Origin of the sequence: Rufibacter radiotolerans, assembly GCF_001078055.1 — a bacterium.
GTDB classification, from domain to species: domain Bacteria; phylum Bacteroidota; class Bacteroidia; order Cytophagales; family Hymenobacteraceae; genus Nibribacter; species Nibribacter radiotolerans.
Genome location: NZ_CP010777.1, coordinates 4,167,029 through 4,189,224, shown reverse-complemented (window position 1 = coordinate 4,189,224; position 22,196 = coordinate 4,167,029). Strand labels below are relative to the sequence as shown.

Genomic DNA, 22,196 nt, shown 5'->3' with positions numbered 1-22,196 from the left:
TTTTATATAGTAGTTAGCACAGATTGACACTGTTCTTTGAAAGAGTACGTTACAGAAGTGCTTAAATTCCTAAAACATGGATGATTCAACAAATATCTGTTTGGCTTGTGGGTTCTGCTGTGACGGTACCGTGGTTGGTTTCGTTCAGGTTGGCCGTGAAGAGTTGCCCGCGTTAAAGGAATTTACGGATATCGGGAATGCAAACGGGGAAGGTTTTTTCCTTCAACCCTGTAAAAACTATTGTGATGGGTGTAGTATCTATTCCAAAAGACCGCGGCAATGTGCCAGTTTCGAGTGCGCGCTTTTGGAATCCCTCGGACAAAAGCGATTGGATTACGATTCGGCTATCAAAATAGTGGATGAGGTTAGGCAGAAGAAGATAGCCATAGAGGGAATGCTGGCCCTACTTCCATTTGAACTACAATCTCAGTCATTTTACTTCAAGATGGCTGAATTGAAGAAGTTGCTGCGGAGCAACAAGCCTGAAGTATCATTGGCGCCAGACCACTTGAATTTAATATCAGACCTTGACCAACTTGACAGGATGCTGTCAAAGGAATTTGGTGTCTCACTATTTGACTAATGAAAGATTATTGCCTGAATAAAAAGGAGCATATGAAATCACTTTTGTCATAAATAGATGATAAACTATTGTACCAGTTGCTGCTGACACTGTGTAAAAGCGTTCAAGTAGCATGTTGGCTCAACACCAATGGGTATCGGATGTTGAATTAGCTTCCGTACCACTGAAACGTAGTTTTGCTGCTTGGCGAAGTTGACGGATGGGGAGTAAACGAATTCAGTATTCAAAGAAGCTTTACATGAATAGCTAATATTGAATATAGGCTTATGAGTTGCCTTTTTGCAAGGGAAGAATTGAATGAAGAATCTAATTCTGGAAGTGAAGGAAGGCCGTAGTTAAGCCTGAAATGCAAAATGTTTGCAAATAAAAAAAAGCACTTACAAGTTTTACCTCGTAAGTGCTTTTTTATCAAGTGGGGCGTGCTGGATTCGAACCAGCGACCCTCTGCTTGTAAGGCAGATGCTCTGAACCAGCTGAGCTAACACCCCTTCTTTTTGTTTTGGAGACCTTTTGTCCCCGTTTGATGATGCAAATATGGGGGATGTTTTCTTATCTGCCAAATCTCATCCTGAAAAAAGATTAAAAATTTTCTCATTCTCCCTTAACAATTGGAGGGGTGCCAGAGCCTTTATATATTTAAACCCTGAAAATCAGAAAGTTTGTGGAGCTAAGAAAAAAGGTGGCGCGGTACCTCTTGGGGGCGGTGGCCGGAATTTTTTTGTTGATGTTGTTGGTGGTGGGGGTGCTTTACTTCTATCAGGATAAAATTATCCAGCTTTTTCTGGCCGAGGCCAACCAGCATATCAAAACCAAGGTAGCGGTTGAGAAGATTGAAGTCACGTGGTGGGAGCAGTTTCCGCAGATAGCCATAAGCCTACAGAACGTAGAGATCACAGAGGCAGTGCCGGGCAGCACCCGGCCGCTGGCCAAACTCAAGAAGATCTACAGCACCTTCGCCCTCTGGGACCTTTTGGGCGGCTCTTACCAGATACGCGAGATTCATTTGGAAGACGGAACCGTAGACGTGCGGGTATTGCCTAACGGAGACGTCAATTACCATTTCTTCCAGGCCGCAGACACCACCCAGGGCGGCAAGCTGAGCTTTGACCTACAGCACCTAGGCCTGAAGCGCGTTCATTTAGTCTACGCAGACGAGCACCGCAGCCAGCGGTATGAGGTGCAGGCGCATAACCTGACCGCCGCGCTGGAGGTAGAGGAACCGGTTATCACCATTAAAGCCAAAGGCGATGCCTTTATCCATAGCCTGAACGTGCAGGGCGGCGAGTTCCTGAAACAAAAGGAAATCACGTTGGCCAGTCAGTTGGCCATTCATATCCAGCGCAAGCAGATCTCGGTGCAGCCCTCAGACATACAGATTGGCAAGGCGGTATACCAGGTGGGCGGCGAGATCTCCTTCGGGAAGCAGACCGTGCTCAACATGACGGCCAAGGGCAAAAACACAGATGTGCAGTCTGTGCTGGCCTTGCTGCCGCCGCGGTTCACCAGGCAGCTGGCCCAGTACCGCAGCAACGGCGACATCTATTTTGAGGGGACCGTGAAAGGGGAGGTCTCTTCGAGGCGGAGCCCGTTTATAGACATCTTCTTCGGGGCCAGGGGCGCTTCTTTTTACCATCCAGACTACAAGGAGAAATTGGAAGCGCTGACCCTGGAGGGCCGTTTTACCAATGGAGTGCAGCATAGCAGCCATACCTCTTTGCTGGAGTTGCGCAACATCAAGGGCAAACTGCGGGGCAAGCCTTTCTCAGGGCAGGTGCTGTACAAGAACTTCGCGGACCCCTACCTGCAGGTGCAACTGAAAGCCGATGTGGACGTGGCGCATGTGCTGGGCCTTTTCCCGGTAGCGGAGATCAGGAGCGGAAGCGGGCAGATGCAGGTAGAGCTGGCCTTTGCCGGCAACATACGCGCGTTCAAAAGCAACCCCAGCGGCGCGGCCATCAAAGCCGATGGGGAGGCCGTGTTGCGGCAAGTGAACTTGCAGTTCAGGAAACACCCTACGGCGTTCAGAGGGTTAAACGGCACATTTATTCTCCGGAAAAATGACGTGGCGGTCTCAGACTTCTCGGGCCGCCTGGGCGACTCAGACTTTCTGGTGAACGGGTACTTTAAAAACGTGCTGGCCTGGGCATTTTTGAAAGGGCAGCATTTACGCATAGAGGCAGACGTGACCTCGCGGTCCATGAACCTGGACCAGATCCTGGCGGCCTCAGAGAAAGTAGCAGCCGTAACAGCGCAAGAAGAAGGAAAATCTGCAAAGTCCTCGGCTTATGCCTTTAATATGCCGGCCCGGCTGGAGCTTGACCTGAACGCCTCTATAGGCCGGGTGCAGTTCCGGCGGTTCAGGGGTAAGCAGTTGCACGGGCAGATTAGATTGAAAGATAAAGTGCTCTCTACCCCTAACTTTGCGCTTCAGGCCGCAGGCGGAAGCTTTAAGGTGCGGGGTAGCATGGATGCCAGAAACCCACGCATTAAGGTCAGTTCCACGGCCACCTTAACAGACATAAAAGTAGACACGCTTTTCTACGTGTTTGAGAATTTCGGCCAGACCTTTATCACCCAGCGCCACCTGCACGGCGACCTGTCGGCGCAGATAGACTCAGATATTTACCTGGACCGCCAGCTTACCCCGCTCACCAACCTGGTGCAGGCCGAAATAAAGATGAACCTGCGTAACGGGCAGCTGCTGGACTTCGCGCCTATGCAGAAACTAAGCGCCTTTATTGACCGCCGCGAACTGTCTAACCTGCGTTTCTCAGAGATCAGAAACAATTTCTACATACAGGGCCGTACGGTGTATATTCCAGAGATGGAGATCAAGTCAAGCGCCACCCGTCTCTCTTCCATCTCGGTGTCGGGTACGCACACCTTTGACCAGGAAATGGATTACCGCGTGCGCATTCCGCTAGGCCGGGGCCCCACTAAGCGCGACAAAGACGAACGCTTTGGCGTGGTGGCCGCGTCTACTGCCCCTAACCCCAACCTGTTCCTGACCATTAAAGGCCGCGAAGGAAACTTCAAGGTAGCTTATGACCAGGAGAAAGTGAAAACCAAGGTGGCTGCCGATTTGAAACAGGAAAAGCAGGAACTGAAACAGTTGATTCAGCAGGGCGGCAAGAAGGAAGAGAAGAAAACGGTGAAGCCCTCTACCGAGTATTTTGATTTTTAGGAGCGTTTCGGGCCTGTTTTCTGAGAAACAGACCCAAAATGGAAGTGGCTTTTTGAGGGAGCAGAGTGTAGCATGTGTTTAGCAGGTACGCTTCCGGTTATCCCGTCTATATGGTAGTGCACCGGATGTATTATTGCATATGTTGGGCCGAAAAACGGGATAATGAGATATAAAATAGTTAAGTACAATATTGATATATTTAAAAATGACAATCAAAGAACTAAGGATTCATACAGAACAAACTGTAGTCAATTTGAGAGACCATGGCAAGTTTCCTAAAGAAAATAATCTTTATGATTATAAACTGGAGCTGAATTTTTATGGACTAACAGACCCTTTAGAAATTTTTATAAGAAACTTTGCAAAAGATATTTTATCGTTTTCAAATGGAAATGGAGGTATCATCCTTTTAGGTATAAAAGAAGATAAGGCCTCTGGGATATTAGAAGATATTGGACTAGATATAAATAATTGTGACCTACTTAGTAAAATTGATTTAAGTTATGTGTCACAAAAATTTGAAAAGATTTGCAAGGTTGGATTGGACTTAGATTTACAGGTATTTCAGTTAGGAACTCGAAAGTTTTATTCACTTTTGATAGAAAAGCAAAATAATGTTCTTATTCCTGTCAATGATTTCCCAGATTATAAATTGAAAAAAGGAGATATTACATATCGGGCCTCAGGGAAAAATGAGACGGCAAATCATTCAGCTCAAGAGTTTAATCGATTCCTCCAGATTAAAGCTAATGAGAAAAATAAGGAATTTATGGAGATTTGGTCAAAACTATTGCCTGAAATGTTTGATATAAATCCTAGAGAAGTTTTAATTATAAATCCAAAGCATAATAAGGTTTATGGATTTAATGGGAAAGATAATGTTTTATCAAGCAGTGATATTGAAATCGACAAGTCTGAAAGTGGAGTTTTTAATATTATCTTAAATGCTATTTCAGCGGGGGAAATTGGTAAAATATCTGATGACGAGGGTAAGCCCTTGTATAAAATTGTGGGTGAAGTAAAAAGCCTTGCTCCTCGTGATTTCATTTACCTTATAACATTAGAAAAACAAGCTAAAGAAAAAAGCATATATAAGTTTACGAATCAACAACTAAAAGCTGCTATTTGTCATTTAGGGTGGGTTAATTCTGCTACTTTTAAAGTTGAGAACCCACCTGAAGGAACAGTTATTGAGAGCTTTAGCAACTATATATGGATTGAAACGCTTGATTCTAGAAAAAGAATCGTATTCTCAGAACAATGTATAGATGTGATTCTAGAAGTCATGCATAACTCTGAACTGCATATGCCACTATTTAATAAAATGCTTGATTTGAAAAATAATACAGAACCTACCGGTTAGTATATACCAACGGTTAACTTCATACAATTCCTCAACTTCTCCTCTCTTTTTCTACTACCGGTTTTACTATAAAAACCCAATGAAAAGAACCCTCCACCGCTTCCTGCCTTTCCTGCTAGCAGGATTACTAGCCTGCCAAACCAATTCCGGTACTACTTCCCAAACCGCCACTTCCAATGCCAAAGTCTACTACCCGGGCTCCGGCGATTACTGGGAAACCCGCAAGCCTGAGCAAGTGGGCATGGATGCCGAACTGCTGGCCCAGGCGGTGGCCTACGCCCAGACCCAGGAAACCAAGCGGCCCAAAGACTTCTCTGACCAGGAGCAGATCTTCGGGAAGCTGCTGGGGGCTATCCCGAAGGACCGCGCCAGTACCAACGGCATCATCTTAAAGAACGGCTACATTGTAGCTGAGTGGGGCGACACCAAGGCCGTAGACCCTACCTACAGTATCGCGAAGAGTTTTCTGTCTACCATTCTGGGCATCACCATAGACAAGGGCATGATTAAAGATGTGCATGACCCGGTGGCTAACTACATTAAAGACGGCGGCTATGACGCTGAGCACAACAGGAAAATTACCTGGCACCACCACGCCCAGCAAACCAGCGAGTGGGAGGGAGAGCTGTTCGGCAAGAGCCACACCTTTGTGGACAAAGAGGAATTTGGCAGCGGCGAGCGCAAACCGCGCGAACTGAAAGAACCGGGCACCTTCTATGAATACAATGACGTGCGCATTAACCGGCTGTCGCTTTCGTTACTTCGGCTCTGGAAGAAGCCCCTGCCCGAGGTGCTGCGTGAGCAGATCATGAACCCCATTGGCGCTTCCAACACCTGGAAATACCTGCCCTACAAAAACTCTTATGTAGACGTAGACGGCAAGCAGATGCCCAGCGTGAGCGGCGGTACCCGCTGGGGCGGCGGCCTCTGGATCAATACCCGCGACGAGGCCCGCTTTGGCTACCTGTTCCTGCGCAACGGCCGCTGGAAAGATAAGCAGCTGGTCTCTGAGAAATGGGTGAAACAGGCCACCACGCCCGGCCCCATCGGCCCCGACTACGGCTACCTCTGGTGGCTGAACACCCAGAAAAAACAATGGCCCAGCGCCCCGGCCACCAGTTATGCCGCATTGGGCGCCGGCTCCAACACCATTTGGGTAGACCCCGAACATGACCTGGTAGTAGTGTGGCGCTGGCACCAGACCAACGGCGATGAGTTCTTTAAGCGTATTCTGGCGGCGGTTAAGTAGGTATTGATTCATCTAACCGTTGTAGTGTGAGTATTTAGGATGGGCCAAGCAGGCAATTGCGCTATTTACTAAAAAAGATAAGTCTCCATATTAGCCAGCGTTTCTAGCCTGTTTTCTGAAAAACAGGCTAGAAACGGAGTGTGTGCTCTATTCACAAAAGCTACAGGCAATCCACCTCATCCAATCTCTTTAATTTTTCTGCAGGCTACTGACAGACTGTTGTCACCGGGGGCGGGTAGTTTTGGTCCATCGTTAAACAATTAACCCAAAGACCTATGGAAACTATGACATCCACCACTTCCGTTATTTCCTCCCAAGACTTGCTGGCACACTGGCAAGGACACCGTGCCCTTACACGCAGAGTCATTGAAGCGTTCCCAGAGAAAGAGCTGGTTGAGTTTTCAATTGGCGGCATGCGGCCGTTCGCCCAGATAGTGAAGGAACTATTGGCCTTAGCGGCGCCGGGTGTAAAGCAAATAGCAGATGGCACCGTGCCGCAACTAGACCTGGAGATCGCCGAAGCCATCAACAAAGAAATGATTCTGGCCCTGTGGGACGAAGCCACCACGGCCATCAATCAGTATTGGTCAATGATTCCAGACGAAAGATTCCAGGAGAAGATCATGGCTTTTGGCGCATATGAGGGAACCGTGATCTCAACCGTACTCTATTACATAGACAATGAGATTCACCACCGCGGACAGGGCTACGTGTACCTGCGGGCGCTGGGGGTTACACCACCTGATTTCTATGAAAGATAAGCCAGCCTAGCTGCTATGAGAAATGTACTGGTGTTTAAGACCTCGGTGCGGACGGACTATGGCGTCAACCAAGTTGCGCCTCTGCTAAACCAATTGTTGACGCCTGCAGACCGCTGGAACTTTGACCTGGAGGATTGCGACCACATTCTTCGGGTGGAGGCCCAGGCCGTAACGCCCTCGGTTATTATTGACAGGCTGCAACAGGCGGGTTTTCTGTGTGCCGAACTGGAGGACTAAGCCAAAGCGTGTTCAGGTGTTGCTTGTAAAGTGGTCTGCACCTTGGCAATGATGCCGCTTACCTGCTCCTTCAAACTTTCAGGCTCCAGTATCTGGGCGCAGTCCCCAAACATGAGGTACCACCTGGCAAAGCCCTCGCACTGGGACTCGGTCATAAAGGTCATCTCAATGGAATCGCCGTCTGGTTTTTCAGAGGTAAAGCCGTAATAGGTGCGGCTGGTCTGAATGTACTTGGCAAACTGCTTTTCTACCCGCAAGACTACTTTTACTTTCTCAGAGGGGGCTTTGGGCTTTCTATAATCAGATAACGGACCGTGCTCTCTGCTGAAGGGGCGGTCCGTTAGTTTTATCTGGAGCATGCGGTCCGTCCTGAACTGGCGGTAATCTGCACGCAGGTGACAATAGCCCATGATGTACCAGAAATTGTTTTCGTGGAACAGGCCCACGGGCTCTATGAGGCGCTCGGTGGGTTCTTCAGAACTGAAGGCCTGGTACTGCATGGCTACCTGCTTCTTCTCGGCCATGCTGTCCAGGAGCACGTCCAGGGCGTGGGGCGTGTGCTGGTTGAACAGCTGGGTAGAGGCGTCTACCCAGATCTGGGCCTCTAAAGTAGCTACGCGCTCTTTGGCACTGCCCCGCAATACAGACTTCACCTTGTACATGGCAGACTCAAAATGTGCGCCCAAGGCTTTGTCGCTGAACTTCTGCATCAACTTCTCTGCGGCCACAAAACTGCCGGCTTCTTCATGCGTGAACATGACCGGCGGCAAGCGGTAGCCTTCCAGCAAAGAGTAACCTACGCCCGCCTCGCCGGTGACGGGCACGCCCGAGGCCTCCAACGACCGGATGTCTCGGTATACTGTGCGCAGGCTCACCTGAAAACGGTCGGCGAGTTCCTGGGCTTTGACCGTACGGCCCGACTGCAGATGGTGCAGCATGGCTACAATGCGGTCAAAACGGTTGAGAGATTCACTGTCCATAATCTAGGGGCGTTGGCTTGTTAAACTTACCAAAAAACCGGGAAGCGTGTAGCCTGGAGAGCAGGTGCGGAGAAATTATTATAACGTTGGCGTTTCGGGGCTGTTTTTGTAAAAACAGCCCCGAAACGCCAACCCGTTTTTAGCCGACTCGTTTGTGGTATTCTACACTAACACAATGAAACTATGGCTGAAGAAACCACCACCTTGCTAAAAGACTATACAGATCAGGAAAAAGGCGCGTACCTGGGCGCCCTGGCCACCATTGCCTCAGCAGACGGAAATGTGTCTGAGGAAGAGATCTCCTTTCTGGGCCTTTTAGGCGAAGCCGCCGAGCTTTCCCAGAACCTACAGGAAGAAGTTGTCTCTATTGCCAAGAACCCCTCGCAGATTAGCCTGCAGCGTTGCCTTGACGTGCTCAAGGGCAGTCCGCTCCGGTTTTCCTTTATTACAGATATCATCAGCTTCGCCAAATCAGACGGCGAATACTCGCAGGAAGAGCAAAAACGCATAGCCGAAGTAGGAAACTACCTGGGCATTGATCAAAATCAGTTTAGTATCCTGGACCAGTTTGTAGACACGGCTAACCAGGCCCAGGAGAAAGGCGAAGACCCTACTTCCCAATCGTTCCTCAACAAAAGCGGCTTTGGCGATATGTTCAAGAAAGCCGGCATCTCGCCGGGCATGGTAGCCGGTATGCTGGGCGTTCTAGCGCCCATGGTGATTAGCGGCATGATGAACCGCCGCAGAAGCTCAGGCATGGGTGGCGGCATGATGGGCGGTGGCATGGGTTCCATGGGCGGCGGAATGGGTGGCCTTCTGGGCGGTCTGTTAGGCGGCGCCATGGGCGGAGGCATGATGGGCGGCAGGGGCGGCCTGTTCGGGAACGGACGGTCGGGCGGCCTGGGCTCTATGGCCTCAATTTTAGGCGGTCTTGGCGGCCGGCGCGGCTATGGCGGCGGACTGGGCGGCGGTGGCCTTGGCGGACTGCTAGGTGGCCTTCTGGGTGGTGGCCGAAGAGGCGGCGGTACCGGCTGGTAAAATTTGCCTTATATTTCTTATTCCCGTTTCGGGGCTGTTTTCACCAAAACAGCCCCGAAATGGGAATTTTTATTTACTCCAGGGAGAATCCGCTAAGTGGGAGAGTTAACTTAAAAGGAAGTAACAAGGAAGGCAATAATTGTCCTATTGTTTTTTGTTGTCCTTCTGGAAGGATCTTGGTAGCGAACGGTAATGACGTTGGTTAAACGCTTTTCTAGCTCGCCCACAAGGTCCTTTCAGGATGACAAAACGGGGGGTAAAATAAGTGGAAGCTTATTTTATTGCCTCTTGCACTAAATCTGCCCACTGCTATTGGAATTCCCGGTTTTCCGCTTGCTGGTGAGAACACGCAGCAAGGGCGGGGGCTATTGCTTTCCTTCAACCTATCAAGGTCATCGCCTCATGAAGGGAGATAGCACATCAGCACATTAAAAAATTAGCACATTACTTCCTCTCCAAATCTCCAAATCAACCCTCTTCCCGCTTCATGTACACTGTCTGCGTTGGGAAGGCGAACTCTGCGCCGTGTTTTTCCACGATGTCCACAATGCGGTAGTTGATTTCCTCCTTCACGTCAATGTATTGGTCCCAGTCCAGGGTGTCAATGAAATAGAGCACCATAATGTCTTTTGAGTGTGGGCCCAGGTTAAAAAACCTTACTCGGCCGTCCTGGTTCGTGCGGGGGTACTCGTCAATGAGGTGCTGGATATCTGAGACAATGGCTTTGATCTGCTCAGAGGTGGTGTCATAGGTGAGCGTTATGTCAAACTTGACCCGCCGGAAAGTACGTAGCGTGAGGTTGTCCAGGGGTTTGTCAATCATGCTCTTGTTGGGGAGCGTGACGTAGCTTTTCTCCATGGTCCTGATGCGGGTACTTCTAAAACCGATCTTCTCTACCGTACCCGTGATCTCGCCCACCTGCACCAGGTCGCCTACCACAAAAGGGTGGTCCAGGAAGATGGTGAACGAGGCCAGCAGGTTCTCCAGGCTTTCCTTGGCCGCAAACGCGATGGCCAAACCACCCACCCCCAGACCAGCCACCAGACCCGCCACGTTTACTTTGAATACCGTGCCCAGCACCACAAAGAACCCAATGATAACAATGATCACCTTGGTGAAGTCTACGAAGAACGGCACCAGTTGGTCATCTAGCTTGGAGAGCGTTTTGGCGGCCCGCTTGGAGAAGAACATGCCAAAGAAGTCTACTATCCGCATGGTCACCCATGTGATGGAGACAATCAGGAAAATGCCGTAGATGCGCTGCAGCACCCGTTTCAGGCCCAGCTCGTCTTCCTTGGGTAGGCCCAGTTCCGGGGGGTACGTGAGGTAGTCAAACGCCATGTACAGGAACACCAGAAACGTGAGAAACTCCAGGGGTGTGACCAGCAGGCGCTTGAACTCGTCTTTGGTTACCTCTTTGTTGAACCGCTTGATCACCACCCCAAACAGAATCTCTGATAGAAGCTTGGAAACCAAGGTCTTAAACAGGAAGCCAAACAGCATAATGCCCAGAAAAACCAGGTATTGCTGCACGGTGTTGCCTAGAAAAACAAATCTGAGAATGTCTGAAATCTGATTCTGCATTTGTTAAAGTATTTCCCTCTTGCAACCAATGCGGTGGCACAAGGGTCATGAGGTAAATGGAAGGTTAAATCTATGAAACGAAAAGTTCTATCCCAGCTTTTTGCCCTGCTAATTGTGTTTCCCCTGCCGGGCTGCGACTTCCTGAGCGACTCTCCGGAAGAAGAGAAGCTAGTCATGGGCCAATGGCTTACCTACCAGCAAACCCAATGTGCCGACCCCTGGGAGCCCTGTACCTCGCAAGACGCCAAAGCCTGCGCCGGTGAGTACATCAAGCAACAAGGATTCACGGTACTCAAAATTTCCGTTACCAGAGAGAACGACGGCGCCTCCTGTTTAGCGTGCACTTGTTTGAGCGGCCAGGTGGTGAAAGTGAAGGTAAGTGAAACAGACGTTTCTAAGTTGCTGGCGGTGGGGTTTAAGAAGCAGTAGGCCTAAAAAACTTTATCTCCTGAAGCAGCCTTTTTTTCATAGCCATTTCCAAATCAGCCTTAAAGCGAAAACCTGTTTTTGCCCTGTTTTTTTAAAAACGAAGGCAAAAACAGGTCTGTTCTTTTGTTCTTTGGCCTGAGGCTGGGTTATAATAACTGGCTCAAGGCTATCTCAAAGCAGGTTTTGGCGATTTCGGTTTTCTGCGGATGCCGGGCATGCGCATTCTCCAGCGCCGTTCTGATGGTGCGGGAAATATCAGAAAAAATGGCCTCGTCGGTGATCTCCACGTCCTGCTCCATGAGGTAAGCAAACACGCGGGCCATGCCGCAGTTGGCCACGAAGTCCGGGATCACGGATACCTGCTGGTCGGCGAACTCGCCAGTGGCGCCAAAGAAAATCTCAGGGTCTTTAAAGGGCACGTTGGCGCCGCAGGAAATAACCTCCAAGCCGTGTTGCTGCATGCGCGCCACCTGCTCCTGAGACACCAGCCTGGACGCCGCCGCCGGAATGAACACCTCAAAGCCCAGGTCCCACACGCGGGCGTTCACCTCCTCAAAAGAAAGCAGATTGTCTGCCGTTAAGGCGTTGCCGTGGCGATTCAGGAACAGATTGGAAATGTCCTCAAACGAGAAGCCGTCGGGGTTGATCAAGCCGCCGGCGCGGTCAATAATGCCTACAATCTTTACGCCTTCAGCCGCCAGGTAATAAGCCGCTGCAGCGCCCACGTTGCCCCAGCCCTGGATCACCGCCCGCTTACCTTGCAGCTCGCCACCCCAGAGTTCATAATAGTGACTCACGGCCTTGGCTACGCCGAATCCGGTAATCATGTCGGCCACGGTGTATTTGCGGGCCAGGGAAGGGGAGTAATGCACGTCTTCCAGCACCTTGCTCACACCCTGGCGCAGTTGGCCCAGTTTGTTGATCTTCTGGGGTTCGGTGGCTTTGAAGTGGCCGTTTACAATGCCTTCTTGCGGGTGCCAGAGGCCGTATTCTTCGGTGATGGGAATCACTTCATGTATTTCATCCACGTTCAGGTCGCCGCCGGTGCCGTAGTAGTTTTTCAGCAACGGGAACACTACCCGGTACCAGCGCTCCAGCACACCCTGCTTGCGCGGGTCGGCGGGGTCAAAGTTAATGCCAGATTTAGCTCCTCCAATGGCCGGGCCCGAAACGGTGAACTTCACTTCCATGGTCTTCGCCAGCGACTCTACTTCGCGTTTGTCCAGTCCTTTGCGCATGCGTGTACCGCCGCCGGCCGCTCCGCCGCGCAAGGAATTGATGACTACCCATCCCTCGGCTTCGGTTTCAGCGTCTTTCCACTCAAACACAATCTCGGGACGTTTATTCTCAAATTTGGACAGTAGGTCTTTCATAATAGGAGGAGGTTTTCTGGGGTTATAGGCAAAGGTAAAAAGATAACGGGCGTTTGTTGGTAGTGGTGGGTGGAAAAGAGCTGAGTAGAAGCTCTTTTCCTTTTAAGGATGGTTTTTGCTTTTGGATTTGATTGACAGAAGATGTTTGAGTTCTGTGGTTTTTCTGCTTTAGCTGACGTAGCAATTGAATACTTCAGAAATCCTTTTTCTGTTTTTGGCTGGCGTAGTGGCCGTTGTAGCCTGAGTCCTTATGCTGTATTATTTCATCTGCTCCCTCCGAGCGCTCACGGCCGCGGGGCCCCGTCTTTCTCCCTCGCACTGCCCTTGCGGCCTACTATTTCCTTCTACTCTTAGGTAAAGCTGTTGCAGGGCCACAAGCGAGGCGCTCGAAGTAAAGACTGTAATTGAAGGAATGGACGCTATGGGTCATTAGCTCTTCCGGATTTGCAATCCGGAAGTTCCGAAAGGGGGATTTGTAATCCCCGGCGGTAGCGATTTTGTTCTTGGTTCTTGGCGGATTGCAAATCCGCTTTTCAGAAGTTCGGGATTGCAAATCCCGAACAGCACGGGAGATGCGTGTTTTAAGATTTGCGTTTTAAGGACGTTTTCCTGAAAACAGCCTCAAAACGTAATACTACCTCTTCACCGCAGACTCTCCCCTTGAGGATTGCCCAAACGGGAGTTTGAGGCAGCGAACGTAGCTCTGAAGAGGGGTGTTTACACAGGAGGGTACATCTGCAGGGGTAAACTAAAACTCGAAAGGGACCATTAAGGGGATTACAAATCCCCCTTTCGATACTTCCGGATTGCAAATCCGGAAGAGCGTTCTAAGGTTCTTTGTGCTTCTATCCCTAATACTGTCCGCCGTTGTTGGTATTCTCGCCAACGACCAGAACTGCCACCAAACACTTCTGCCCTCTTCCTCGTCCCCTTGGAAGGGGGTAGGGAGATAACTACTCCGGCCGATCAACTCCGGCCAATCAACTCCGTTTCCGGCACTTTTTCCGCAAAACATTCCCAAAATGCTAATTACGGTATACTTTCCACCCAGCCAATATGGTCACGTCAGTTACGTTTCTGTGGTTGGTAAAATTTGTGTGTGCCAAGGGAGGAAATAGAGTCAGAGAAAAATTTTTCGCGCTGCACAAAATTTTTCTCCCATTGGCTAAATAGCGCTTGTAGAGCCTGTCAGTGGCAATTAGCTCCATGACGCTTACCTCTGTGACGCCCGCCAGACGCTGTTCTTATATATTTAAATATGGAACTGTTTCAGTATTAAGTATTTTATATATCCAATTATCTTCTTTATACGTAAATCTGCAATAAGCCAAGTTAACTCCGGCTACTGATGTGCCAGCCCTGTTGCCTATACTATGGTAAGTTGCCAGACGTTAAAGTAACAGAATGTTGAGCTATTCAGCAGGACGGGTTGTAGGGCGGGTTTAAAGGCGCGGAGGGCGCGTCTATTGTAGTACTGGTTTTAGTATGTGTCATTTATGAAAAGTTTATTATCCAGAGTAGAGTCTAAGAAGATAGATAAGGCGGCGTCTATGCTAAAAGTATTGGCGCACCCTAAAAGGCTGGCCATTGTGGATCTTCTGGGTAAAGAAGATAAAATGACGGTGACGGAGATCTATAATTACCTGGATCTGCCGCAGGCCATTGCGTCACAGCATTTGATCACATTGAAGGACAAGGGCGTGCTCTCGTCTTTCAAGGTAGGCACCAAAATCTATTATTCCCTTTCCATTCCCAAGCTGATTGATGTGATTGACTGCCTGGAGGAATGTTGCGGCGATCTGTAACCTTCCTGTTTGCCTAGTCTCCCCCCCACGTCAAGTAAGTACTTCCCGGAACCGTTTCCAGCCTGTTTTGAAAAAAGTAGGCCAGAAACGGTTTTTATTTTTTAAGGTATTTTTAAAACAGCGTTTGGGAGTTCAGAAGGAAGATTTACCGTAGAACCTACTCTTTATACTTCAGCACCAACACCGCCGGCACCGGCCGTTGCCCTTCTTTGTCTGAGGGTTTAATGGTGTCTTTCCCTTTTACATACAAGGCGCTGGAGCCGCCCCCGTCCAGGTTCAGGGCTTCCTGGCAATCCAGGCTGACCATGAGTTGGGCCAGTTGGTCCAGGCTGGCACCTTCAGCGATGCCTTTGTTTCGGCCTTCTACCATTAAGATAATAAGTTTCTGGTCTGGCGTGTAGCCCATGACGGTACGCGGGTTGGGCCCGGTGAAGCTGGCCCCGCCGCGCATCTCTTCCTCGGCGGTCACGTGCGCCTTTCCATTCTGCACCAGCACTGGTCCACCGCCTACGGCTACGCGGGGTTTCCAGCGTTTCATCCCTTTCACGGTTTTCTTAGACGGCGCCGGGGCCGCCTGGCCATCTTGGTTGACAGCATAAGGCGCGGCCAGTTCCATGGTTTTCTTTTTCTTGCCCACGTTGTAGGCCCAGGCCACATCTATGCTGCGATTCCTAAAGAAGCCAATGGCGCCGGTGGTGGGGTAGAAGGTGAGCGTGTCTGCGCCTTTGGGGTTCTTGCGGCGTACGGCGGCCTGCGGGGCCAGCACTTTGCCGTCATTGATGACTAGGTTCAGGTTGCTGTTGTCTGCGAAGGAGAAAAATGTGGTGTTGACCACCGCTAGCACGTTACCGGGTTCCTGCTCATAGTATTGCTTAGGCGTAAAGCGTTTGCCATTGCCCACCCGGGTGAGAATCTCCAGTTTGGGGTCCTTTAGATCCGCTTCCAGGTAAAAGGCCCTGAACGGTTTGCCGTCCAAGGAATCTGACGTAGTGAAGACCTTTACGGAGGTGGGTAGGCCTTGCTCGTGTTCAGGGCTTGGCACCCAATTCACCTGCGCGAAGCCGGTAAAAGAAACAAAGACAATGGTAACGAGGAGGAGCAGCTTTTTCATGTTGCCAATATAAGCAACCGGTGCTTCTCTTTCTCAATAGATGCTCTTAGCTGACTGCTTTATCACACTATGGCGCGGATTTACTTCCGTGACTTTCTATTTAGTAAGCGCAAGACACGGAAGTAAATCCGCGCCATAGGGATAAGGGACCTTTCCTCTCCCAATTTCCTCCCACTTTTTTGTCTTCCTGAAAGGATCTAGGTAGCCAACGGTAATGGCACTAGAGTAAACGCTTTTCTAGTTCGCTCACAAGGTCCTTTCAGGATGACACAGATGCTTCAAACAGGAATGCGTTGGCGTTTTGAGCCTGTTTTCAGGAAAACAGGCCTAAAACGCCAAGTAGGGCAATCCCTTGTGGTTGCCCAAAAGGCGGTTGCGTCAGCAGTAGCCAAAGAGCCAGCTAATTACAGTCTGCCACGCAAGGGCAACCACAAGGTATTGCCCCAACAAAAAAAACAGGACACCCTACTGAAAGAGTGTCCTGTTGCTATAGTTGATCTAACAAGATCCTGTTTAATGCTGCGCCTCAGATGATTGTTTCTCCAAGTCGAAAAGGTCAGTGAGGACGTCAATGAGGGTTTCGGCCTCGCCGCGTTTGCAGGCGGCCTTCAGTTGCAGTACCGGAAGCTTGATGATCTTCTGCATCATAGACTTGGTGATCTCGTCTATATGCTTGGCCTCACTGGTGGAAAGCTTTTTCATATAGCGGGCCATTTCCTCCTGCCGGATGCTCTCCAGCGCATTCTTCAGTTTCTGGATGGTAGGGGAGACGTTCATCTCCTTGGTCCAGTCTTCAAACGAATCAATAGACTCAGAAATGATCTGCTTTACGTGCGGGATAGACTCTATGCGGCGCTGCAGGGCGGCAGAGGCTTTGTTCTGGATGGCGTCAATGTTGTACACCAATACCCCAGGTATCTGCTCTATCTCTGGCTCTACGCTGCGCGGTACGCTCAGGTCAATAAAGAACTTGTAGGTAAGCACGTTCAGGCGGCTCACCATTTCTTTGGTAAAGAAAGGCTCGTCGCGGGCTACCGAGGAGATAATGACATCGGCGGCTTTCATAGCCTCTACCAGTTCCTCAAACGGAACCACTTCCATGTTACACTCCTCGGCCAGAAGCAGGGCTTTGGCCTGGGTGCGGTTAGAGATTTTTACGTTCTGGAAATCAGAGTCCTTGAGGTGGCGGCATACATCGGCACCAATCTCGCCCAGGCCTACCACTAAGATAGAAGGGTTGAGGATTTCTGAGGTAAGGCTTTCCACCAGCTCCAGGGCGGCGTAAGAGGTAGAGGCGGCCCCGTCTCTGAAAGACGTTTCCTGCACCACGCGCTTGTTGGTAAAGAAGATGGTGTGCAGTAAACGATGCAGGAACGGACCGGCGGCGTCACTGTCTACGCTCCACTGGTAGGCCTGCTTCACCTGGTTAGAGATCTGCATGTCGCCTACCACCTGCGCGTCTAGGCCCATGGCCACGTTGAACAGGTGTTGCACGGCGTCACGGTGCTCGTTTACAATGGTGAAGTAATCTAAGTACTGAGAAATATTGGCAATACCCTTGCTAATGCCTAGCAGCTTCACGATCTCGTGGCTGTAGTCATCATCAGAGGTATAATAAACCTCGGTGCGGTTGCACGTGGAAAGAACTAAAATGTCAGTCGCCTGAATGAAGTCCTTGAGCGTTTGCAGAAACTGGCGGCACGACCCCTCATCCAATGCGATTAGTTCCCTTATGTCTAAGGGAGCCTTTTTATAAGAAAGACTGACGGCTCTAAAATTCTGAAGCATACGGCAGTTTTGAAATAGTGTGCAAAATTACTTCAGTATCTATTAAAAAGGAATTACTTTTCATTCTTTCTTTTATTTATACTCATTCCAAATTGAGGGCAACAGACGCTTCTTCTGCTATCTTCGTTTAGAAAGAACTCTACACCCCTGACGGGCGTATTGGTTCAAGCGTTGCTTTATCCATGATTCCAACCTCCATTTATTCTAAGAAATCACGCCTTAAGCTGCTTATCATGACCGTGGCCCTGGTTATTGGGGCCGCCACCGTGATCTATACCAACCTGCTGGTGGCCAAACTCTCTGAGCGCGAGCAGCAACTCATTGACTTGTACGCCAAAGGCCTGCGGTACATGGGCTCTCCCGAGATTGACAGCGAGAACCTGGTCTTTGTGCAGGAGGAAATCATTGACGCCAACCGCTCAGTGCCGGTTATCCTGACGGACGAAAAAGAAAACACCCTCGCCTATAAGAACCTGGATATCCCCGAAAAGATTTCAGAAAGCCGTAAAAAAGCGCTTCTGAAACGGGAGGTGGCCAAGATGAAGGCCCAGCACAAACCCATTGTGGTTTCTTACCAGGAAGACTTCAAGAACTACATCTTTTACAAGGACTCTGAGCTACTCACCCAGCTGCGCTATTACCCCTATGTGCAGCTCACGGTCATTGCCTGCCTTTCTGTGATTGCCTATTACGCCTTCAGTTACTCGCGCAAAGCCGAGCAGAACCGCGTGTGGGTGGGGCTGGCCAAAGAAACCGCCCACCAGCTGGGCACGCCCCTCTCGTCTTTAATGGCCTGGTATGAGTACCTGAAAGCTAGCCCCCGCTTTGCGGATGAACCTATTGTGGATGAACTGGGCAAGGACGTGCGCCGCCTGGAGATCATCACCGAACGTTTCTCCAACATCGGGTCGGTGCCGGTCTTGAAGGATGAGCCCATCCTGCGGGTGGTGGAAAACGCCCTTGGGTACCTGCGCAACCGCGTGTCGCAGAAAGTGGCTTTTCATATAGAGACCGAATTCCCGGAGGAGACCACCGCCAAAGTCAATATCCCGCTCTTTGAGTGGGTGATTGAGAACATCTGCAAAAACGCGGTAGACGCCATGGACGGCAAAGGCAGCATTACCCTGCGCATTGTGAAAACGGGCGCCAAAGACGCCCTGGCCCTGGATATTCAAGACACCGGCAAGGGCATACCCAAAACCAAGCAGCAGGAAGTGTTTGTGCCCGGCTACACCACCAAGAAACGCGGTTGGGGACTGGGCCTGGCGCTGGCCAAACGCATTATTGAGAACTACCACCAAGGCCGGCTGTTCGTGAAAACTTCTGAGGTAGGTAAAGGCACTACGATCCGGTTGATTTTGAGCCGGTAGGGTGTTTCGTGTAAGACGATCCATGCATATTGGTAGGGGCGTTTCATATACGCCCTATTCTTTTGCCGATCACCCTTGTGTGATAGGACGTATGCGATACGCCCCTAGGGTCTGCTGAACCAATACAAGGAGGTTTCTGCTTTCCGTTTTAGAGCCGTTTTTCAGAAAAGAGGCCCAAAACGGGTTTAGCGGAAGAGGTTAGGAATAGTGTATCCAAAGAAACTGCGCACTGAATAATATAAGCCGCGTGGTGTAAACTGCCGTATCACAACAACTTCGCCCATTATACTTGTACTCATAGAAAGAACCATTTCAGCTTTGGGGTTCTTAAGAAAGTGTTTTACTGGTTTTTCCTGGGAATCGTAGCCAATAAAAGAGAATACCAAAAATGAGTTTTCCAAGTCTAATCCAGTAGGTAAGGAAATCGTAAAGACTCCATCAACACTAGTAGGTGCGGCAATCGTTGTCCCTTTCAACTGCACGGTTACTCCCGGCATCGTTTCCTGAGTAGCTCCATCCACTACTTTTCCCTTAATAATGATGGTGCTGTCTGCTGGCTCTTTCTTAGGTTCCACTTTAAGGCCAGTGGTTGATGTTTGGAAGGTGGCAGTTACTTGTGGTGAAATATCTGCCTTCACAGGTTTAGCGCTAAGCCAGGCGGCAAGCACCAGAGAAGCTGTTTTCCAAATGTGACTTTGTCTATACCCAGAAATTAAGATTAGGGGCTTTTCTATTTGGGTATGGCTGAACCTGCCACAGGTGTTTCCGGTTTCTTTTCCTAGCCACTCTACCACCTCCGCATCAGACATTTGGGTAAAGTCCACCACCGTTTTCTGGCAGTTTTGGCAAAAACGACCCTGAAACTGAGGCGTCATTTCTGCCCATTTTTCGTGGCAAGGTTGGGGCACGGAGACGGTGAGGCGGCGGGTGGTCAAGGGCAGGCGTTTGTCTAAATATAGGCATTCAGAATATTTTCCTTAACTTTTACCCCTGAATTTTATATTAAGCCGAACAAGTGAGCCTAAAAAGTCTTTTCCGTCGCAAGAGTTTAAATGCTGTTTTACACACACCGCCCACCGATGTGGCTGCCCACCCGGGCGCCGTGGAAGAAGGGTTGGAGCGGAACCTGACTGTCAGGGATTTGACCTCCCTGGGGATTGCCGCCATTATTGGGGCCGGTATCTTCAGTACCATTGGTAACGCCAGCTATGAGGGCGGTCCGGCCGTTTCTCTGCTGTTTGTCTTTACCGCCATTGCCTGCGCCTTCTCCGCGCTGTGTTACGCGCAGTTCGCGGCCACTATTCCGGTGAGCGGCTCGGCCTATACCTATGCCTATGCCTCTTTTGGCGAGTTGGCTGCCTGGATCATTGGCTGGGCCCTGATCATGGAATACACCGTGGGGAACATTGTGGTAGCCATCTCCTGGAGCGATTATTTTACCGGGCTCCTGAGTGGGGTAGGGTTGGATATTCCGGCCTGGCTGACCATGGGCACCCAGAGCGCGCACAAAGGCTACTATGAGGTGTTGGCCCTGCTGCAGGCGGGTAAACCGCTTACGGCGGCAGATCCGTCGCAATTGCTGGCCTACAACACCTGGCTGGCCGCCCCAGATTTTCTGGGCGGGAAACTGGTGATAGATTTGCCTGCCTTCGTGATCAATGCGCTCATTACCACGCTGGTGTATATAGGTATCAAAGAGTCAAAGAACGCCTCTAACCTGTTGGTGATCCTGAAGATGATTGTGGTGCTGGTAGTGATCGCCGTGGGCGTTTTTTACGTGAACCCGGCCAACTGGAGTCCGTTTGCACCCAACGGTATAGGAGGGGTGTTGAAAGGCGTGTCTGCCGTATTCTTTGCCTACATCGGGTTTGATGCCATTAGTACCACCGCCGAGGAATGTAAGAACCCCCAGCGGGATTTGCCCCGGGCCATGATCTACGCCCTCATTATCTGTACCGTCCTGTACGTGATTATTACCCTGGTTTTGACCGGTATGGTGCCTTATAAAGAGCTGGCCGTGGGTGACCCCTTGGCGTATGTGTTCACGAAGGTAGGTGTAGACTGGTTGGCCGGAGTAGTGGCCGTGAGTGCCATTTTCGCCATGGCGTCTGTGCTGCTGGTGTTCCAGATCGGGCAGCCCCGCATCTGGATGGCTATGTCTAGAGACGGGCTGTTGCCACCGGTATTCGCCAAAGTGCACCCGCGCTTCAGAACGCCTTCGTTCTCTACGTTGGTGACCGGTTTCTTTGTAGGTGTGCCGGCCTTGCTGCTGAACATGGACTTGGTGATTGACCTGACCAGTATTGGTACGCTGTTCGCTTTCGCGCTGGTGTGCGGCGGAATCTTGATGATTGACCCGCAGGGCACCTCAGATGCCCGCTTCAAGGTGCCTTACCTGAACGGTAAGTTCCTGGTGCCTCTTCTGCTGGCGGTAGCTGGTGGTATGGTGATGGTTTATAACCGCCCTGCCATTGATGAGTTCTGGAGCTCAGTGGCTGGTAACGGAGGCTATGAAGAGTTCAGGCACCAGATTCCTATGCTGGTGTTCCTTATTTCCTGCGTGCTGCTGGCCTGGGTCTCGTTTAGGAAAAATCTTTCTTTATTGCCAGTATTAGGCTTGTTGACCAACCTGTATCTGATGACCCAGTTGGGCGTAAACAACTGGTTGCTTTTCACCGCCTGGCTGTTAATTGGTCTGGCTATTTACTTTGGGTACAGCTACAAACACAGTAAGTTAGCCATCAGGAAGGCAGTTGCTTAGTCATTTATAGGCTTACGAAGCTGTGCGGCTACGGAGGCCAATTAAAAAGGTTGCAATATCTTTAATTTAGTCAATTTCCGGGCGTAACTTGCGGCAAGATTCAGTGGGGCTTCTATTTAAGCTCTGTTGGGTCTTGCCGCAATACGTGTATACCCAGTGATAGAGAGAGATTTACTAGAAAGCCAACTGCAGCTAACCTACCGCAAAGACCTGGACGTCCTGTTTCTGCGCTGGTTTAAAGTCCCCGATTCTGAGGGTCTGCGGCAGGGTTATATGAAGGCCCTGGAACTGGCCGAAGAGGTTGGTGGAAGCTACTGGATGTTTGACTTGAGAAGCCGCGGAAAAGTCTCTGAACAAGACGAGACCTGGCTGCTGGAAGAGTACTTCCCGATGGTGGAAGAGCGGCTGGGCCAGCAAAACTACTTCGCCAACCTGGTGATGCCTTCGCATTACAATTATATTGAAGATAGCTTCGGGTTTGAGTATCTGATCAACCTGGGCAAACTCACGCAGTTGGCCGTGTTCACCTCAGAGCAAGAGGCCGTGGCCTGGCTCCTGAAAAGCCGCGCCGACCGGTAAC

18 protein-coding genes and 1 tRNA gene are annotated in these 22,196 nt (G+C 50.3%); 12 read left to right on the top strand and 7 right to left on the bottom strand.

Annotation, left to right across the window (positions count from 1 at the left end; genetic code table 11):
* Positions 1–76: 76 nt before the first annotated feature.
* Positions 77–583: a YkgJ family cysteine cluster protein gene (locus tag TH63_RS17030; protein WP_048922008.1), complete on the top strand. Its 507-nt coding sequence runs from the start codon at positions 77–79 to the stop codon at positions 581–583.
* Between the two features lie 413 nt (positions 584–996).
* On the opposite strand, the gene TH63_RS17025 is transcribed toward TH63_RS17030, so the two are convergent.
* Positions 997–1,071: transfer RNA gene (locus TH63_RS17025), tRNA-Val, on the bottom strand.
* A 173-nt stretch (positions 1,072–1,244) separates the two neighbouring features.
* Between TH63_RS17025 and TH63_RS17020 the strand changes: the two genes are divergently transcribed.
* The 5 genes from TH63_RS17020 to TH63_RS17000 all read left to right on the top strand — a co-directional run bounded on the left by TH63_RS17020 (position 1,245) and on the right by TH63_RS17000 (position 7,377).
* Entirely contained in the window at positions 1,245–3,767 is a 2,523-nt protein-coding gene (locus TH63_RS17020) for an AsmA family protein (protein ID WP_048922007.1), read from the top strand.
* A gap of 205 nt (positions 3,768–3,972) precedes the next feature.
* Positions 3,973–5,130 carry an ATP-binding protein gene (locus tag TH63_RS17015; RefSeq protein ID WP_048922006.1) on the top strand — a complete coding sequence of 386 codons (1,158 nt, stop codon included), beginning with the start codon at positions 3,973–3,975 and terminating at the stop codon, positions 5,128–5,130.
* Between the two features lie 79 nt (positions 5,131–5,209).
* Complete coding sequence (locus TH63_RS17010; protein ID WP_048922005.1) at positions 5,210–6,379, top strand: serine hydrolase domain-containing protein; 1,170 nt, start codon at positions 5,210–5,212, stop codon at positions 6,377–6,379.
* A 275-nt stretch (positions 6,380–6,654) separates the two neighbouring features.
* Entirely contained in the window at positions 6,655–7,140 is a 486-nt protein-coding gene (locus tag TH63_RS17005) for a DinB family protein (RefSeq protein ID WP_048922004.1), read from the top strand.
* A gap of 15 nt (positions 7,141–7,155) precedes the next feature.
* Entirely contained in the window at positions 7,156–7,377 is a 222-nt protein-coding gene (locus TH63_RS17000) for a hypothetical protein (RefSeq protein ID WP_048922003.1), read from the top strand.
* On the opposite strand, the gene TH63_RS16995 is transcribed toward TH63_RS17000, so the two are convergent.
* Positions 7,374–8,357: a helix-turn-helix transcriptional regulator gene (locus tag TH63_RS16995; protein ID WP_048922002.1), complete on the bottom strand. Its 984-nt coding sequence runs from the start codon at positions 8,355–8,357 to the stop codon at positions 7,374–7,376. The genes TH63_RS17000 and TH63_RS16995 overlap by 4 nt on opposite strands.
* 183 nt (positions 8,358–8,540) lie before the next feature.
* Here TH63_RS16995 and TH63_RS16990 point away from each other — a divergent pair, with 183 nt between their 5' ends.
* The gene (locus tag TH63_RS16990; RefSeq protein ID WP_048922001.1) at positions 8,541–9,395 is read left to right on the top strand and encodes a tellurite resistance TerB family protein; all 855 of its coding nucleotides are present in this window, start codon (positions 8,541–8,543) and stop codon (positions 9,393–9,395) included.
* Positions 9,396–9,863: 468 nt separating this feature from the next.
* Here the strand turns inward: TH63_RS16990 and TH63_RS16985 are convergent, their stop codons facing one another.
* Positions 9,864–10,979: a mechanosensitive ion channel family protein gene (locus TH63_RS16985; protein ID WP_048922000.1), complete on the bottom strand. Its 1,116-nt coding sequence runs from the start codon at positions 10,977–10,979 to the stop codon at positions 9,864–9,866.
* A 72-nt stretch (positions 10,980–11,051) separates the two neighbouring features.
* Here TH63_RS16985 and TH63_RS16980 point away from each other — a divergent pair, with 72 nt between their 5' ends.
* Positions 11,052–11,408 carry a hypothetical protein gene (locus TH63_RS16980; protein WP_156180676.1) on the top strand — a complete coding sequence of 119 codons (357 nt, stop codon included), beginning with the start codon at positions 11,052–11,054 and terminating at the stop codon, positions 11,406–11,408.
* 146 nt (positions 11,409–11,554) lie between these two features.
* Here the strand turns inward: TH63_RS16980 and TH63_RS16975 are convergent, their stop codons facing one another.
* On the bottom strand, positions 11,555–12,781 hold the full coding sequence (locus tag TH63_RS16975) for a Glu/Leu/Phe/Val dehydrogenase dimerization domain-containing protein (RefSeq protein ID WP_048921998.1): 1,227 nt from the start codon (positions 12,779–12,781) through the stop codon (positions 11,555–11,557).
* 1,496 nt (positions 12,782–14,277) lie between these two features.
* On the opposite strand from TH63_RS16975, the gene TH63_RS16965 reads away from it, so the two are divergent.
* Complete coding sequence (locus TH63_RS16965) at positions 14,278–14,586, top strand: ArsR/SmtB family transcription factor (RefSeq protein WP_048921996.1); 309 nt, start codon at positions 14,278–14,280, stop codon at positions 14,584–14,586.
* A gap of 157 nt (positions 14,587–14,743) precedes the next feature.
* On the opposite strand, the gene TH63_RS16960 is transcribed toward TH63_RS16965, so the two are convergent.
* Both TH63_RS16960 and hemA read right to left on the bottom strand, forming a co-directional pair.
* The gene (locus TH63_RS16960; protein ID WP_048921995.1) at positions 14,744–15,697 is read right to left on the bottom strand and encodes a phosphodiester glycosidase family protein; all 954 of its coding nucleotides are present in this window, start codon (positions 15,695–15,697) and stop codon (positions 14,744–14,746) included.
* A 513-nt stretch (positions 15,698–16,210) separates the two neighbouring features.
* Entirely contained in the window at positions 16,211–17,485 is a 1,275-nt protein-coding gene (gene hemA, locus TH63_RS16950) for a glutamyl-tRNA reductase (protein WP_048921993.1), read from the bottom strand.
* A gap of 182 nt (positions 17,486–17,667) precedes the next feature.
* Between hemA and TH63_RS16945 the strand changes: the two genes are divergently transcribed.
* The gene (locus TH63_RS16945; protein ID WP_048921992.1) at positions 17,668–18,855 is read left to right on the top strand and encodes a sensor histidine kinase; all 1,188 of its coding nucleotides are present in this window, start codon (positions 17,668–17,670) and stop codon (positions 18,853–18,855) included.
* A gap of 185 nt (positions 18,856–19,040) precedes the next feature.
* Here TH63_RS16945 and TH63_RS16940 read toward each other — a convergent pair whose 3' ends face one another.
* Positions 19,041–19,790, bottom strand: a complete 750-nt coding sequence (locus TH63_RS16940; protein ID WP_156180674.1) for a carboxypeptidase-like regulatory domain-containing protein — start codon at positions 19,788–19,790, stop codon at positions 19,041–19,043.
* A gap of 146 nt (positions 19,791–19,936) precedes the next feature.
* On the opposite strand from TH63_RS16940, the gene TH63_RS16935 reads away from it, so the two are divergent.
* Together TH63_RS16935 and TH63_RS16930 are read left to right on the top strand one after the other, a co-directional pair.
* The gene (locus tag TH63_RS16935; RefSeq protein WP_231583499.1) at positions 19,937–21,616 is read left to right on the top strand and encodes an amino acid permease; all 1,680 of its coding nucleotides are present in this window, start codon (positions 19,937–19,939) and stop codon (positions 21,614–21,616) included.
* A gap of 156 nt (positions 21,617–21,772) precedes the next feature.
* The gene (locus TH63_RS16930) at positions 21,773–22,195 is read left to right on the top strand and encodes a hypothetical protein (protein WP_048921989.1); all 423 of its coding nucleotides are present in this window, start codon (positions 21,773–21,775) and stop codon (positions 22,193–22,195) included.
* Position 22,196 lies beyond the last annotated feature (1 nt).

What these genes read in the sequence shown, in the direction of transcription:
- TH63_RS17030 (WP_048922008.1), top strand. Translation starts at nt 77, where the DNA reads ATGGATGATTCAACAAATATCTGTTTGGCTTGTGGGTTCTGCTGTGAC.
- TH63_RS17015 (WP_048922006.1), top strand. Translation starts at nt 3,973, where the DNA reads ATGACAATCAAAGAACTAAGGATTCATACAGAACAAACTGTAGTCAAT.
- TH63_RS17010 (WP_048922005.1), top strand. Translation starts at nt 5,210, where the DNA reads ATGAAAAGAACCCTCCACCGCTTCCTGCCTTTCCTGCTAGCAGGATTA.
- TH63_RS17005 (WP_048922004.1), top strand. Translation starts at nt 6,655, where the DNA reads ATGGAAACTATGACATCCACCACTTCCGTTATTTCCTCCCAAGACTTG.
- TH63_RS17000 (WP_048922003.1), top strand. Translation starts at nt 7,156, where the DNA reads ATGAGAAATGTACTGGTGTTTAAGACCTCGGTGCGGACGGACTATGGC.
- TH63_RS16995 (WP_048922002.1), bottom strand. Translation starts at nt 8,357, where the DNA reads ATGGACAGTGAATCTCTCAACCGTTTTGACCGCATTGTAGCCATGCTG.
- TH63_RS16990 (WP_048922001.1), top strand. Translation starts at nt 8,541, where the DNA reads ATGGCTGAAGAAACCACCACCTTGCTAAAAGACTATACAGATCAGGAA.
- TH63_RS16985 (WP_048922000.1), bottom strand. Translation starts at nt 10,979, where the DNA reads ATGCAGAATCAGATTTCAGACATTCTCAGATTTGTTTTTCTAGGCAAC.
- TH63_RS16980 (WP_156180676.1), top strand. Translation starts at nt 11,052, where the DNA reads ATGAAACGAAAAGTTCTATCCCAGCTTTTTGCCCTGCTAATTGTGTTT.
- TH63_RS16975 (WP_048921998.1), bottom strand. Translation starts at nt 12,781, where the DNA reads ATGAAAGACCTACTGTCCAAATTTGAGAATAAACGTCCCGAGATTGTG.
- TH63_RS16965 (WP_048921996.1), top strand. Translation starts at nt 14,278, where the DNA reads ATGAAAAGTTTATTATCCAGAGTAGAGTCTAAGAAGATAGATAAGGCG.
- TH63_RS16960 (WP_048921995.1), bottom strand. Translation starts at nt 15,697, where the DNA reads ATGAAAAAGCTGCTCCTCCTCGTTACCATTGTCTTTGTTTCTTTTACC.
- hemA (WP_048921993.1), bottom strand. Translation starts at nt 17,485, where the DNA reads ATGCTTCAGAATTTTAGAGCCGTCAGTCTTTCTTATAAAAAGGCTCCC.
- TH63_RS16945 (WP_048921992.1), top strand. Translation starts at nt 17,668, where the DNA reads ATGATTCCAACCTCCATTTATTCTAAGAAATCACGCCTTAAGCTGCTT.